The organism is bacterium, assembly GCA_021372515.1.
GTDB lineage: Bacteria > Gemmatimonadota > Glassbacteria > GWA2-58-10 > GWA2-58-10 > JAJFUG01.
Genome location: JAJFUG010000194.1, coordinates 1 through 13,815, shown reverse-complemented (window position 1 = coordinate 13,815; position 13,815 = coordinate 1). Strand labels below are relative to the sequence as shown.

The window sequence follows — 13,815 nt, the reverse complement described above, 5'->3', positions numbered from 1 at the left end:
ATGCAACCGTTGTGATTGACAAAGGCCAGGTCAAAGTGACCTGGATATTCCATAGGCCGGGGTTTCTCCGGCAACTGGCGTTGAGACCGGTAGTACAGGTTCGCCGGGGCCTGCATTCCGAGCGCCTCATGCGGGCGCTGGAAAGTGACCGTCAGTCCGAGCTGGAACACCGCAGGCAGATGTTGGCCCGGCTGCGCCAGACACAGAAAGAGCGGGAAAAGGAGATGGAGAGATAGAGTTTGGAAAACTCTATTCCTTGCCCTCGGCCAGGGGTTCCAAGGGGACGGTTTCGGAGAAGCAATCCCCTGGCAAGATGCAGGTGTGTATGACACCCTGCAATCTTGCTCCACCCTCCCTGATCCCGAACGCCACAGTAAAATCGACCGTCGGAGCAGGCGGCGAATATCGGCTGAAGGGAAATCAGGAAGGGTGGTAAAACCGGCGGCCAGGGCGACCAAGAGGTGAGGGAGAAACGATGGCCAATCTCAAGGACAAGAGAGCCTTTTCGATCAGTGAAGCGGCGCGTTATGCAGCGGTCAGCCGGGGGACGATCTGTAGCTGGCTGGAAAGCGGACGGCTCCCTTTCGAGGAGCTTCCAACCAGCGGGAGCTATCGGTTCCGGAAAGTTCGACGGGTGGACCTGGACAGTTTTCTGGACCGCCATTATCAGGACGGAAGCCGGAAAAAGGAGCCGCCGCAGGAGCATCGGCCGTCGGAATGGTTCCTGCTGCCCAGGCAGAGCTGACTTCAAATGTGACCGGCTGTGTATTAACTTTGTGCTGCTGCGTCCATTGGATGAGATCGAGTCCGGCCCGCGGAATATCGGAAAACAAACAGTGAACCTGCTCACGGAGATGACCAGATGAGCCAAACCTTGACGGAAAAGCCTCAAGGGGAAATAGTCATTTACCGGACCGAGGATGGGCAAAACCGGATTCAGGTTCGTATGGAAGGGGAGACCGTCTGGCTGACTCAGCTTGCGATGGCTGAATTGTACCAGACTACCAAACAGAATGTAAGTTTTCATATTCAGAATATTTACGAAGAGCGGGAACTCACTCCCGAGGCAACTGTCAAGAAATACTTGACAGTTCGGCAAGGCCAGTGCAATTTCTCTCGATGTCGCATCTGTTTAAAATTCAGCGCAGAAGCATATGGCTGACGCATCTGCGCCCGGCAGGCCCGGTTGTCGTATTTGCCAGGTTTGCTGCTGTTCGGTATGTTTTTGGGCAAAAATAGGCAAGAATTGGCGAGGTGTTTGGAGGAATATTCCCCCGGAGGTTTGTCCACCGGGGGAGGGTATATTCTGGAGCGGGCGACGGGACTCGAACCACGACGTCCAGCTTGGGAACATGTTTGAGGTGGGAAAATGGGGAATCTGTAACACGGTGTAAATAAAACAAAAGCGCTGGTGAAATATATCTGCAGCGTTTCGAGTCGGCGGATAAATTAGGCGATAAAGGCATAATTCGGAAGGTCGGGCAGAGTTTTGGCAGAGTGCCAGGGTGTTGAATGTCATTCCTTACGGAAAGACGTCATGTTCCAAAAAGTGGGCAGGGTGTCTCGAAGCGGGGTAGTGAGTCTGCTGGAGAGGGTGGGGTGAGTGGTTGAAGGAGCACAATACGAATCAGAACTGGCTACCTCACACTGATTATCGCCAAGCAGGCACTTCGTAATCATCTGCAATGCACTCCTTGGTCCAGCGATAACATGGGTTGGCGTCGATTCCCTTCTGCCGGTAAATTACCAAAATATTTTGTTCGCCCCACAGGTGGTCTTTCAGTACGCTGCTGATCTTTCTCTGGGCATGGTGCTTATTGCAGGTATTACGCTTTATATCTTGAAAATGTACTATTAAGCAGGTTTTTCAGGCATAAAGCCGATCATAAACGGATTGGGACCTGGTTTGGCTCCCGTACCATGTAACTTGTGGCTCAAAAGCAAAAAGCTGAAGTTCAGAATCCTGGTGCTCCGTAGTTCAGTACAATCCTACCAGTTTTAACAAACTTTGTTATGACTTGGCCGAGAGTCAGTTTAAGGTTATTCCAAAGATATAGATTTCTTCCTTATGTCATTTTCCCCCGAATTGTGTAATATTGTTGTGGATCGAGCGACAATTCCTCGACGTGGCGGGCTGTCTCGCCGTATGCTGACTACTCCAGACAGGCCAGGCATGGGAAAGATCAAGTGGAACATCGCCGCCAACATGGGCGGCCGGGTGTGGGCCAACCTGATAAGTCTACTGTTCATTCCGGTCTACCTGCATTTTCTGGGTATCGAGCGCTACGGGCTGGTAGGGTTCTGGATCACGCTGGTGAACGTGTTCAGCCTGCTGGATTTCGGCCTGGGGCTGACCCTGACCCGGGAAATGGCGCGCCTGTCGCCGGAGGGCGGGAACCGCCGGCTGCAACGCGACACGCTACGCACTTTCGAGGTGATCTACTGGAGCCTGGCCCTGCTGTTCGGGGCGGCGCTCTGGCTGGCCGCGCCGCTGGTGGCCGGGAAGTGGCTGAACAATGCCACTCTGCCGTGCGACACCCTGATCCGCTCGCTGCGGATAATGGCGGCGGTGCTGGTGTTCCAGTTCCCGCAGGCGCTGTATCAGGGCGGCCTGATGGGGCTGCAGCGGCAGGTGCTGGCCAGCGGTATCCAGGCCGGGTTCAGCACGTTGCGCGGAATCACGATCTCGCTCGCGCTTTGGCTGGTCAGTCCCGGCCTGGAGGCTTTCTTCTACAGCCAGCTCGCGGTCAGCCTGCTGCAGATCGCGGTCACCGCGTCGGCCCTGTGGAAAAGTCTGCCGCTGCCCGGCGGGGGTGCCTCTTTCAGGCTGCCTGTCTGCCGCTCCCTGGTCGGGTACGCGTTTGGCGTATCGGGCAATTCGCTGATCGGCATGGCCTTGAGCCAGCTGGACAAGGTGATCCTGAGCAAGCTGATCACGCTGGAGATGTTCGGCTATTACACCCTCTCCTGGTCGGTGGCCTCGGGCCTCTGGTCGATAATCCAGCCCTTCAACTCGGCCCTGTTCCCACGGTTCACCCAGTTGGTGGAGGAGCGCGACACGGAGCGTCTGGCCGCGCTCTACCACCGCACATGTCAGTTCGTAGCGGTGGTGCTTCTGCCCACGGCCGCGACTCTGGCTTTCTTCTCGCGCGAGGCCATGCTGGTCTGGACCCGCAACCCGGCCACCGCGGACAACACAAACCTGACAGTCACGCTGCTGGTGATCGGGACAGCGCTAAACGGGCTGGTCAGCGTGCCGGGCAACCTGCAGTTCGCCGCGGGCTGGCCGCAGCTGATGCTGTACACCAACCTGGCGGCCACGCTACTGCTGGCTCCCCTGGTCTGGGTACTGGCACCGCTTTACGGGGGCGTTGGAGCTGCGGCGGCCTGGCTGGCGCTCAACTGCGGCTACTTGGTTTCGAATATCCCCCTGATGCACCGTCGCCTGCTGCGGGGCCATCTGTGGCGCTGGTATGTCCTGGATGTCGGCCGGCCGTTGCTATGTGCCGCCCTGGTTGGATGGATTTTCCGGCTGGCGGCGCCGAAGGGCCTGGGCGCGGCAGGCATGCTGCTTGTAATCGCGGGATGTTTCTGCACTTGTCTGGCGTTCTGCGCCTGGCAGTCGGACCATGTCCGGGAATACTTATTGCAGAAAGTCCGGGCATTCAGCCAATGACACGCTCCCAACGCCGGAAGCCATCCGGTCGGGGGCGGAACCATTTGCCACGAGAACCGAAGGCGGCTCGAAAAGGTTGGATACGTCAGCGATGCGACCGGACAACGTGAGACAGGCCGGGTTTTTTTATTCCAGGCGATGGTCTTTGTTCCTGTTGGTGGCCCTGGCTTTATACCTGGCGGCGATGTTCGGCGGCAGGCTGTGGGTGTACGGCGGAGTACCGGCCCTGGACCACCCCTTCGGGGACATGCTGGCTGTCCTTGCGGCGGTGGACGGCAGTCGGGCGGGGTACGACGTGCAGAGGGCGAACCCGCTCGACCCGTACGGCCGGCCGCACGTTTATTCCAGGGTCTGGCTGTGGCTCAGGTACACCGGACTTACGGAGCGGTTCAACACTGCGGCCTCGGTAGTCATTGTGGCGTTGTTTCTCGCCTGTGCGGTCCTTCTGCTCAGGCCGCGCGGCCCGGGAGAACTGATTCTGGCGGCGGCGGTGCTTCTTTCCCCGGCGGTAATGCTGGGGGTGGAAAGAGCCAACAACGACCTGATCGTGTTCAGCCTTCTGACGGCGTCCGTGCTCCTGCTGTCCGGAAAGCTGCAATCCAGGCTCTGGCTGGGAGTGGGCCTCATATTCCTGGCGAGCTGCCTCAAGTACTATCCGGCTGCCGCGTACACCGCTCTCGTGCGCGCCGAGCGCGAAAAAAGACCATTCTGGCTCAAGATCGCCGTTATCGTCGCCGGTCTGGCCCTTTTCCTGTGGTGGAGCCGGGCCGACATCGCTTTGATACGCGCGAGGGATTTTCTTCAGCCGCTGGGAAGGTACACTTTCGGGAGCCTGCTCCTGTTCTGCCGTCTTGGGCTGGCGCCGGCCGTTTCCGGAATCTCGATTGCGGCACTGAGTGTGGCTGCCTGGATGACGGCGCTGGGGTTTTCTGCAAGAAGCGAAGCGGCGCTGCGCGGCTGCGGTTCGATAGACGGCCTGTTTTTCCTGTGCGGGGTCTCGGTTCTGGCTTTCTGTTTTTTCAGCACCACCAACTACGATTACAGGTGCATCTATTTTATCCCGACCATGCCGCTGTTGATGGAGCGGCACGGTTCCCCCGAAACCTCCCCCTCGTTCCGGCTGATTCTGCGCCTGCTGCTGGCGGCGATAATGATTGTGCTCTGGAGCGAGTTCGGGGTGGCCACGGTCAGGCTGGTCGGGAAAGTTGCACATCAGGAGGCGGCCCGGGATGCCCTGGTTGAGGCAATCGCCATCCTGGAACAGGTCTGCACTTGGTTCAGCCTGGTGGTACTCCTGAGCCTGGGTTTCGGCCTGCTGCGCGAACCTCTGCACCGGGCGGTCCGTGGCCTGCTCGCGACGCCTGGAACGAAGCCGGGTTGACGGTGTCCTGGAAACCAGGGACGATACGGGAGTGAACCTGATGTGGGGCAATCTGAAAAAATGTATCTCGTACGGGCTGGATCTTTTCGACATGCTGCTATTCGACCCGCGGGCGGTGGCGCGAAAGCTTGCCGCGTACCCCGTGTTTCTCCGAAACATTCAGCGCTACCGTCGGCTTGACACCGAGCGCAGGTTTCAGTTTTCTCCCGTCGACATAAGCTACCACACCTACGACCGGTTTTCTCCGGCCGCCCGTGTCGATCCGCACTACTTCGTCCAGGACCTGTGGGCGGCCAGATCCGTTTTTGCCAGCCGGGCCGGGTATCACGTGGATATCGGCTCGCGGGTGGATGGGTTCGTCTCGCACCTGCTCGTTTTCACCCGGGTGTGCTATATTGACATCCGGCCGCTGGATATCGGGGTTGAGGGCTTCGAGTACCGTCGGGGCTCGCTGACCGGCATTCCGTTCGAGCCCGGCTCCATCGACTCGTTGAGCTGCCTGCACGTGCTGGAGCATGTCGGCCTGGGGCGCTACGGCGACCCGGTCGCCCCCCAGTCCTACAGGGCCGCGGCCGAAGAGCTACAGAGGGTCCTGCGGCCGGGAGGTGTCCTGCTCGTCTCAGTGCCGGTCGGCCGCGAGCGCCTCTGTTTCGACGGGCACCGGGTATTCGATCCGCAGACCGTGCTCGATCTTTTCGGCAGGCTCGACCTGGTCGAGTTCCTGTTGATAGACGACGCCGGGGAGATCGTCTCCGGAGACCGCTCGCTGGAGTCAGCCAGGCAGAGCAGCTACGGTTGCGGCCTGTTCAAGTTCACCAGGCGCCGCTGAGGAGTGTCGGACCGTGCCGTCGGTTTTCCTGTCAAAGTTACGAAATTTTAAACGCAGCCGCTACACGTTCAACAGCCACGAACGCCGTCGGTGGGTGGCCGCTTTCGCCGCCACGGTGCCGGCCGGCGCGGCCGTGCTGGACGCCGGCGCAGGCTCGGGGCAGTACGGCGCAATGTTCGCGCACTGCAACTACCGCACCCAGGATTTCGGTAAGGAGCCGGGCACGCTGGGCCGCTATGCGCAGTTGGACTACGAGTGCGACATAACCGATATCCCGGTCCGGGACGGGGCGTTCGACATCGTTCTTTGCCTCGAGGTGCTGGAGCATCTGCCGCGGCCTGAGGCGGCTCTGGCCGAACTGGGACGGGTGCTCAAAAGCGGCGGGCGGCTGCTGCTGTCCGCGCCCCTGGGCTCGTTCTTGCACCAGGAGCCGTACCACTATTACGGCGGGTTCACCCCGCACTGGTACCGGAAATTCCTGCCCGAGACGGGGTTCGCCATCGAGAGTCTGGAACGCAACCAGGGCTTTTTCAGCCTGTTCGGCCAGGAGACGTTGCGTTTTCACGGTCTGCTGCGCCCCGCTGGCGGCCGGGGGCTGTGCCTCAATCTGGCGCTCGGCGCGCTCTGGGCCGCGTCCGTTCCCCTGGCGCTGCTGCTGCCCGTACTGGGCCGGCAGCTGGATCGCCTCGGCCTGGAGAGCATGGCCACTGTCGGTTATCACGTGGTGGCACGCAAAGCGCCGGGGGCCGAATGAGTGCGCCGGGTGGAAAGATGGAGGCGGCGGTTGTTCCGCTGCTGGTGGTCTCCTGCGACCGTTACAGCGACATCTGGAGCCCGTTTTTCGCCCTTTTCCACCGCCGCTGGCCGGATTGTCCCTACCCGCTGTACCTGGGGACCAATTTCAAGGTCTTCCAGGATGAAACAGTCACGACAATCACCGTGGGGGAGGATGTCGGCTGGGCCGAGTCGCTGCTGAGGATGCTCGATCGGCTGGAGGGCAGCGAGTATGTGCTCCTTTTCCTGGAGGATTTTTTCCTGCTCGAAACGGTGGACACCGCGGCCGTGGCCGACCTAGTCGAGCTGGCGCGGCGGGAACGCCCGGGCTGCCTGCGCCTGTTCTCGCTCTTGCCTCCCCCCCACCGGCTGGAACGGGTGCCGGGACTGGGATATTTCGCACCGGGAGATGACTACCGGGTGACACTCCAGGTGGCCCTCTGGCGCGTGGACACGCTTAAAAGACTGCTGGTGCCCGGGCTCAACCCCTGGGAGTTCGAGTTGCTGGGCAACAAGTTGAGCGAGGGCCTGGAGGAGCGGTTCTGGGGAGTGCTGCAGCCAGTGATCCGCTACGAGCAGGTGGTTGAAAAAGGCAAGTGGAAGCCGGTGGGGCTGGAGATATGCCGCGAGGCCGGGGTGGAGACGGGCCGGCTGTCTCGGCCGGTGTTCGAGCCGTCCGAACTGGAGGCGCACTACCGCGTGGGTGAGCCGGGCAGCCCGGCTGGACTGCTCTACGCGGTTAAGCGCGCGATGCTGGAGGCTTTCCGGGCCGGCAACCGCGCCGGCGGGTTGCGTCACGCGCTCCGCTACCTGCGGCGACGGCCGTTGTCCATTCAGATCGTTTCGGCGGTGCTGTGCGGCCTTTGCGGCCCGCGGGCCCTGGAACGGTTGATCCGCATGCACCTGCGCTGCCAACTCGCCCGTGTCGGCTGCCGTCACCTATGGGCGCGCCTGCGCCGACGACTACGACGCGGCAGTCAGACAGTGACGGAGGGATGATGCCGCTGTTCGACCGTATACGCTGGAAAGACCCGCTGAGCGGACAGCCCCTTCAGCCGAGGGTCACGACCCGTACTCCGGCCGGGGTGCCACTTAGCGGGGCGTTGCAGCTGCCGAACTCCCGCGCGGCGTACCCGATAGTCGACTGTGTGGCCCGCCTGACCCCCGAGACCGCCGCCTGTCAACGTCCGTGGCTGGAGGCGTTGGGGCTGGAGCCGCCTGTCGGGACCGGCACCTTCCAGGCGGTTGACGAGGTGGAAAGCTTCGGCTGGCAGTGGACCTGGAGCAGCGAGATGCGCTCGGAGCAGGACCTGCGTTTCCGGGTGGCCGAGCGTTTCGGTCTGGTGCCGGAATTTTTCCGCAGCAAGCTGGTGCTGGACGCCGGGGCTGGGGCGGGAGACCAGTCACGTTACCTGCTGGACCAGGGCGCCGAGGTGGTTTCGCTGGACCTGTCCGGCGCTATCGATGTCGTGGCCGGCAAGCTGCGGCTGCGCCAGGGCTGGGCGGGTGTGCAGGGGGATATCACCTGCCTGCCGCTGGAGCCAGGGCAGTTCGACGTCGTCTACTGTGAGGGGGTGCTGCAGCACACGCGCGACACGGACCTGGCCCTGCGACAGCTTTGCAGTCAGCTCAAGCCCGGCGGTCTACTGCTGGCCACGCACTATGTCCGCCCGGCGGCCGTCTCGCGAGTCAGGCGTCTCGTGCGGAAAGTTTCGACCGGGTATTACGAATTCCTGCGCGCACGGCTCAGCCGTCTGGAGCGTTTCAAGCTTCTGCTGGTGACCGGCGTACTGGCCGCGCTCAACTATGTACCGCTGCTGGGGCATGTGCTGCGGCGCGCGGGGATGGTCAAGTACTACAACCTCATGCCCGGCTTCCGTACCACCTGGACCAACACTTTCGATTTTTTCGGCAGTCACGCGCACCAGAGAATAATCACCCCGGAACGATTCCTGGCCTGTTTCGACGGGATCGAGGGGATAATTGTCAGCCCGAGTGCCGAGCCCGGGGTGGTGCTGGCCCGGCGCAGCTGAGGAGCGTTTCCCCATGTGTGGAATCTGCGGCGTATTCAACCCCGGGCGGGAGCTGCCGGTCGCGCCGGTAGAGGTGATGGTGGCGGCCCTGGCGCACCGGGGCCCGGATGCGCACGGCGTACTGCCGCTCGACGGGGCGGTGCTGGGGCACACGCGCCTGAGCGTCATCGACCTGGCCACTGGCGACCAGCCGCTGGGCCTGCGGGGCGGGCGCTGGTGGATCAGTTTCAACGGCGAGATTTACAACTACCGTCAGTTGCGCTCCGAGCTGGAACGCGAGGGCACGGTTTTCCATACTGCCTCTGACACCGAGGTGGTGCTGGCCGCCTACGCGCGCTGGGGCCGCGGCTGCCTGGACCGCCTGCGCGGCATGTTCGCTTTCCTGATCTGGGACAGCCGCGAGCGGAGTCTGTTCGCCGCACGCGACCCGTTCGGCGAAAAACCGCTGTTCTACGCGCTTTGCGGTGACAACACCCTGGCGGCGGCCTCCGAGATAAAGGCCCTGAGCGCCTCCGGACTGCTCGTTCCCCGGCTCGACCTGATCACGCTGGACGCTTTCCTGGAGCTGGGATATGTCCCGCCGGACAGGACAGTCTACCGCGGCGTATGCTCCCTGCCGCCGGGGCACTGCCTCGAGTGGTCCGGCGGGGCCGAGGTGCGGACCGGCCGTTATTGGTCGCCGCGCCCGGACAGCCGGCCACTGAATCTGAGTGAGGCCTCCGAGAGGCTGCGCGAGCTACTGGCCCAGGCCGTGCGCCGTCAGTTGGTGGCAGATGTTCCCCTGGGGGCGTTCCTGAGCGGTGGGCTGGATTCAAGCACCCTGGTGGCCCTGATGCAGGCCGAGAGAACGCAGCCGGTGCAGACATTCGCGGCCGGTTTCGGGGATTTGATAAACGAGCTGGCGTTCGCCCGCCAGGTGGCCGCGCGCTACGCGACCGCGCACAGCGAGATCGACCTGGGTGCGCCGCCGGTGGCCGAGCTGCTGCCGCGCATGTGCCAGGTGTTCGACGAGCCGTTCGCCGATTCCTCGCACCTGCCGACCTACATGCTGGCCGGGTTCGCCCGGCAGCAGGTGAAAGTCGTGCTCTCGGGAGACGGGGGGGACGAGCTGTTCGGCGGGTACTCGCGCTACGTGCTGCTGGCCCGCTCGGAGCGGCTTAAGCCCTCGACTCTGAAATGGCTGGTGCTGCGCGCGGCGAGCCGTCTGTGCGGCCACCGCTGGCGGCGGCTGGATACCTGTTCCGCGGCCCTGGGCCTGGCCCGTCGCTCGACGGACCTCTGGGAACGCGCCCGCCTTGTCGAGAGCGTGTTCGGCCCCGCCGAGCGGAGCGCCCTGTGGGGGGGGCGGGCCAAAGAGGTTGAACGCTGGCGGCCCGGCGCGTATTATTACCCCCCGGAGAGTGCGGTCGGGCTGGAGCGGGCCTTTCATTTCGACCTGACCTGCTACCTGCCGGGCGACATACTGGTAAAAGTGGACCGTTGCAGCATGGCCTGGGGCCTCGAGACCCGTGCGCCGTTCCTGGACCGCGACCTGGCCGAGTTCTGCCTGGGCCTGCCCTGGAGCCTCAAAGTGCGGGACCACGAGACCAAGGTGCTGCTGCGGCGCAGTTTCGCATCGGTCTGGCCGGAGGCTGTCCGCAGCCGAGGCAAGCAGGGTTTCGGTGCACCATACGGCAAGTGGCTGAGTGACCCGGCCGTTCAGGCCCTGCTGCACAGGGCCTGCGGCAAGGGCTCCCCCCTGCGTGAGCTGCTGCCGGGGGTGAGTCCCGGCGCGCTCGGGCGCCGCGACTACCGCACCTGGACCCTGCTGAACCTGGGGTTGTGGCTCGAAAGTCGCGCCGGGACACTGTGAGGCCTTGCGGTTTAAACCGTCAAACGGGTATGATAGTGAAAAACGGGCCGCTTAAAAGACTATTCACCCTGTACCTGTGGCTGGCAGCCGTGTCTTTCAGCCTCGCCCTGGCGTATTTCGCCTGCGATCGGCTGTTCATCGAGCTGAGAAATGCCGGTGACACTAACCCGCTGCGCCGCCGATACGGGGACATGATCTACAGCCTATACCCGGGCATGGAGCGGTCGCAGGTGGACAAGCTCCTGCGCGAAAGCTGGATGCGCAACCTGGAGTACGAGCCCTTCACCCAGTACCGGGAAGCGCGGTTCAAGGGTGAATATGTCAACGTGGACGAGCACGGTTTCCGCTCGAACGGCGAGGACTCAACCTGGCCACCCGACAGCGGCGCCTGCAATGTGTTTCTTTTCGGCGGGTCGACCACTTTCAACTACGGGGTGGCGGATTCCTGCACGATAGCCGCCCGCCTTCAGGAAATTCTCGCGCAGGATACCGGCAAGCCGGTGCGGGTCTATAATTTCGGGCGGGCGATGTACTATTCTACACAGGAGCGGGTGTTGTTCGAAAAGCTGCTCCTCGAGGGCAAAGTCCCGCAGATGGCCGTGTTCATCGACGGCCTCAACGAATTCAGCCATCCGGACGACGTTCCCAACTATACCAGAAGCCTGGAAAACCACCTGCGGGCCATCGCGCATTTCAAGCCGGATTATAAATCGAAGTCTGTTTTCTTCAGAGAAATGTTTCCGCTGGCGGATATTATTTTTACACAGATTTCCAGGCTCTTTCAGCGGAATGCCTCCGTTCCTGAGGAAAATTTCTCTCATTCTGCCGACAGTGTCCTGTGCGGGCAAATCATCCAACGTTATCTTCAAAACAAAAAAATGACCGAAGCTGTCGCCAGCGGCTACGGGGTGAAAGCCCGCTTCGTCTGGCAGCCTATACCGGTCTACATGTACGACAAACGGAACTGGGTGTTCCCTTTGGATGCTACATCCAAGCGGGTACTAGACCTGACAGCCAGCGGTTATGTCATGATGTCCCGCCTCACAAAATTGAATCCGCCGGGTGGACATTTTTTCTGGTGCGCGGATATCCAGGCTGGTAGCAAAGAGAACCTCTACATCGATATCGTTCACTACGGGGAAAGTCTGTCGCGGATGCTGGCCCACGAGATTGCGGACAGTTTGAAATCTTGCATGTAACCAGTTGATCGGGCAGCCCGGATTTTTCGTCTACAAGACATAACGAGGATAAACCCCTGATGGCTATACAGTCCGAGTGGTCTGAGAGTTTCCCTGAGAAAAGAATCCTGGTCACCGGAGGCTCCGGTTTCCTGGGGCGTTATCTGCTCGGGCAGCTGGCCGCGGAGGGGGCACGGCAGGTTTTCGCGCCGCGTTCAGCCGAGTACGACCTGCGGGATGAAAAGGCCGTGGAAAGAGTGTTCGCCGACCTGCGGCCGGAGGTGGTGATCCACCTGGCCGCGGTAGTGGGAGGCATCGGGGCCAACCGAGCCCGTCCCGGGACATTTTTCTACGACAACGTGCTCATGGGTGTTCACCTGTTCGAGCACGCGCGCCGCAACGACGTGCAGAAATTCGTGGCAGTGGGCACGGTCTGCGCCTACCCCAAGTTCACGCCCGTGCCGTTCCGGGAGGATGACCTCTGGAGCGGTTACCCGGAGGAAACCAACGCCCCCTACGGTCTGGCCAAGAAAATGCTGCTCGTGCAGGCCCAGGCCTACCGTCAGCAATACGGCCTGAACAGCATTTTCCTGCTGCCCTGTAATCTCTACGGGCCGGGGGACAATTTCGACCCCCAGACCTCGCACGTTATCCCGGCGATCATCCGCAAGTGTATCGAGGCCAAAGAAACCGGTCAGAACGAGCTGGTGCTGTGGGGGGACGGTTCACCGACCCGCGAGTTCCTGTACGTGGAGGAGGCCGCCCGGGCCATCGTACTGGCCACCCGTCTATATGACGGTGCCGAGCCGGTCAATATCGGCACGGGAAGCGAGACCTCGATCCGCCAGATCGCCGCCCAGATTGCATCGCTCACCGGCTATGAGGGCAAGATAGTCTGGGATAGCCGCATGCCGGGCGGTCAGCCACGGCGCTGCCTGGATGTCTCGCGGGCCAGGAAATACTTCGGGTTCGAATCTTCCTATCCGTTGCGCGAGGGGATCGAGAAAACGGTCGAGTGGTACCTGGCCCGGAGAAACTGCCCTCCGGAACGTCCACTGGCCTGATTCAGCGGGCCAGCAGGCTCAGCAGGACATGTCGGTACTGCAGCAGAAGGCGTGGGTCATGGCTCAGACGGATCGCTTTGAGCCAGGCCCGCCGCATCCGGGGGTAGTCCGCAATCACCCGGTAGCCCTCGGCAATATCCAGGTAGGCCCGGGCATATATAGCTTCTTTCTCACCGCGCAGTCCGGCTGGGAGGTCCTTTTCCTGAAACAGTCTGTCGAGCAACGCGACAATCAGCCGCTCCTTGTCTCCGGAGCGGCTTCTTTGCCGTGAGACGTTGGCCTCGTGCACCCGGTAATTTGCCAGGTGAGCGTCGATGAAGACGACCGGCCAGCGCCGCGACAGACGCAGCCAGAGGTCCCAGTCGTGCGTAGTGGTGAGTTCGGGGTCATAGCCGCCCAGCTCCAAGACGCATTTTTTTCGCACCAGGGTGGCATGGTGCGGGATCGGATTGAGGTTGCGAACAATGTTTTCGAATTCGAAACCGTAAAAATCACTCGGGTGCGGTATCCGGTCACGGCGGCGCGGTGTTTTCCGACCGTCGCGCTGCATGAGGTTCAACCGGCAGTAACAGAACGCGGCCTCGGGGTGGCTTTCGAGCGCCTCCACGGCCGCGGTCACGAAACCGGGCTCCCAGGTGTCATCCGCGGCCAGGATGCCGAAATAGTCTCCATCAGAAAGCTCTATGCCGCGGTTGAACGTCCTGGCACATTCGAGATTGACCGAGTTGCGGAACACCCGCACCCTATTCAGGCCGGCGAAGTTCTGCAGCACTTTGTTCGAGCCGTCCGTAGAGGCATCATCTATCAGGATCAGTTCGATGTTGCCATAGCTCTGGCCCAGAATGGATTGGACAGCTTTCTCGACAAAAGCAGCCTGGTTGTAAACTGGTATTATCGCCGAAACCAGTGGCAGCTTTGACATAACACACCCCATATACAGCCCGCTTGCTTGGATTAAAACTTAATCACTTCGCAAACTGATATGCATTAAGCCGATGCAAGCTGTAACTGATTCAATTCACTGGAAC

The 13,815-nt window shown here is 61.6% G+C and carries 13 protein-coding genes; 12 read left to right on the top strand and 1 reads right to left on the bottom strand.

What is annotated here, in order from left to right; genetic code table 11:
• From LLH00_17530 to LLH00_17475, 12 genes are all read left to right on the top strand, one after another.
• A partial coding sequence (locus LLH00_17530; protein MCE5273082.1) for a hypothetical protein occupies nucleotides 1-236 on the top strand: 236 nt, incomplete at its 5' end.
• Between the two features lie 239 nt (nucleotides 237-475).
• Entirely contained in the window at nucleotides 476-745 is a 270-nt protein-coding gene (locus tag LLH00_17525; protein MCE5273081.1) for a helix-turn-helix domain-containing protein, read from the top strand.
• A 117-nt stretch (nucleotides 746-862) separates the two neighbouring features.
• Nucleotides 863-1,162, top strand: coding sequence for a hypothetical protein (locus LLH00_17520; protein MCE5273080.1), 300 nt, complete (start codon nucleotides 863-865; stop codon nucleotides 1,160-1,162).
• Between the two features lie 1,011 nt (nucleotides 1,163-2,173).
• On the top strand, nucleotides 2,174-3,676 hold the full coding sequence (locus LLH00_17515; protein ID MCE5273079.1) for an oligosaccharide flippase family protein: 1,503 nt from the start codon (nucleotides 2,174-2,176) through the stop codon (nucleotides 3,674-3,676).
• 145 nt (nucleotides 3,677-3,821) lie between these two features.
• Nucleotides 3,822-5,057: a hypothetical protein gene (locus LLH00_17510; GenBank protein ID MCE5273078.1), complete on the top strand. Its 1,236-nt coding sequence runs from the start codon at nucleotides 3,822-3,824 to the stop codon at nucleotides 5,055-5,057.
• A gap of 40 nt (nucleotides 5,058-5,097) precedes the next feature.
• The gene (locus tag LLH00_17505) at nucleotides 5,098-5,886 is read left to right on the top strand and encodes a DUF268 domain-containing protein (GenBank protein ID MCE5273077.1); all 789 of its coding nucleotides are present in this window, start codon (nucleotides 5,098-5,100) and stop codon (nucleotides 5,884-5,886) included.
• Nucleotides 5,887-5,899: 13 nt separating this feature from the next.
• Nucleotides 5,900-6,640 (top strand): class I SAM-dependent methyltransferase, encoded by a 741-nt coding sequence (locus LLH00_17500; protein MCE5273076.1) that lies wholly within the window; start codon nucleotides 5,900-5,902, stop codon nucleotides 6,638-6,640.
• Entirely contained in the window at nucleotides 6,637-7,659 is a 1,023-nt protein-coding gene (locus LLH00_17495; GenBank protein ID MCE5273075.1) for a hypothetical protein, read from the top strand. Before LLH00_17500 ends, LLH00_17495 begins: the two co-directional genes overlap by 4 nt.
• The gene (locus LLH00_17490) at nucleotides 7,659-8,693 is read left to right on the top strand and encodes a class I SAM-dependent methyltransferase (GenBank protein MCE5273074.1); all 1,035 of its coding nucleotides are present in this window, start codon (nucleotides 7,659-7,661) and stop codon (nucleotides 8,691-8,693) included. The genes LLH00_17495 and LLH00_17490 overlap by 1 nt, the downstream gene beginning before the upstream one ends.
• Nucleotides 8,694-8,706: 13 nt before the next feature.
• The gene (gene asnB / locus LLH00_17485; protein ID MCE5273073.1) at nucleotides 8,707-10,545 is read left to right on the top strand and encodes an asparagine synthase (glutamine-hydrolyzing); all 1,839 of its coding nucleotides are present in this window, start codon (nucleotides 8,707-8,709) and stop codon (nucleotides 10,543-10,545) included.
• A gap of 35 nt (nucleotides 10,546-10,580) precedes the next feature.
• Entirely contained in the window at nucleotides 10,581-11,744 is a 1,164-nt protein-coding gene (locus LLH00_17480) for an SGNH/GDSL hydrolase family protein (protein ID MCE5273072.1), read from the top strand.
• A gap of 59 nt (nucleotides 11,745-11,803) precedes the next feature.
• Nucleotides 11,804-12,787, top strand: a complete 984-nt coding sequence (locus LLH00_17475) for a GDP-L-fucose synthase (GenBank protein MCE5273071.1) — start codon at nucleotides 11,804-11,806, stop codon at nucleotides 12,785-12,787.
• Between the two features lies 1 nt (nucleotide 12,788).
• Here the strand turns inward: LLH00_17475 and LLH00_17470 are convergent, their stop codons facing one another.
• The gene (locus tag LLH00_17470) at nucleotides 12,789-13,709 is read right to left on the bottom strand and encodes a glycosyltransferase (protein ID MCE5273070.1); all 921 of its coding nucleotides are present in this window, start codon (nucleotides 13,707-13,709) and stop codon (nucleotides 12,789-12,791) included.
• Nucleotides 13,710-13,815: the final 106 nt, after the last annotated feature.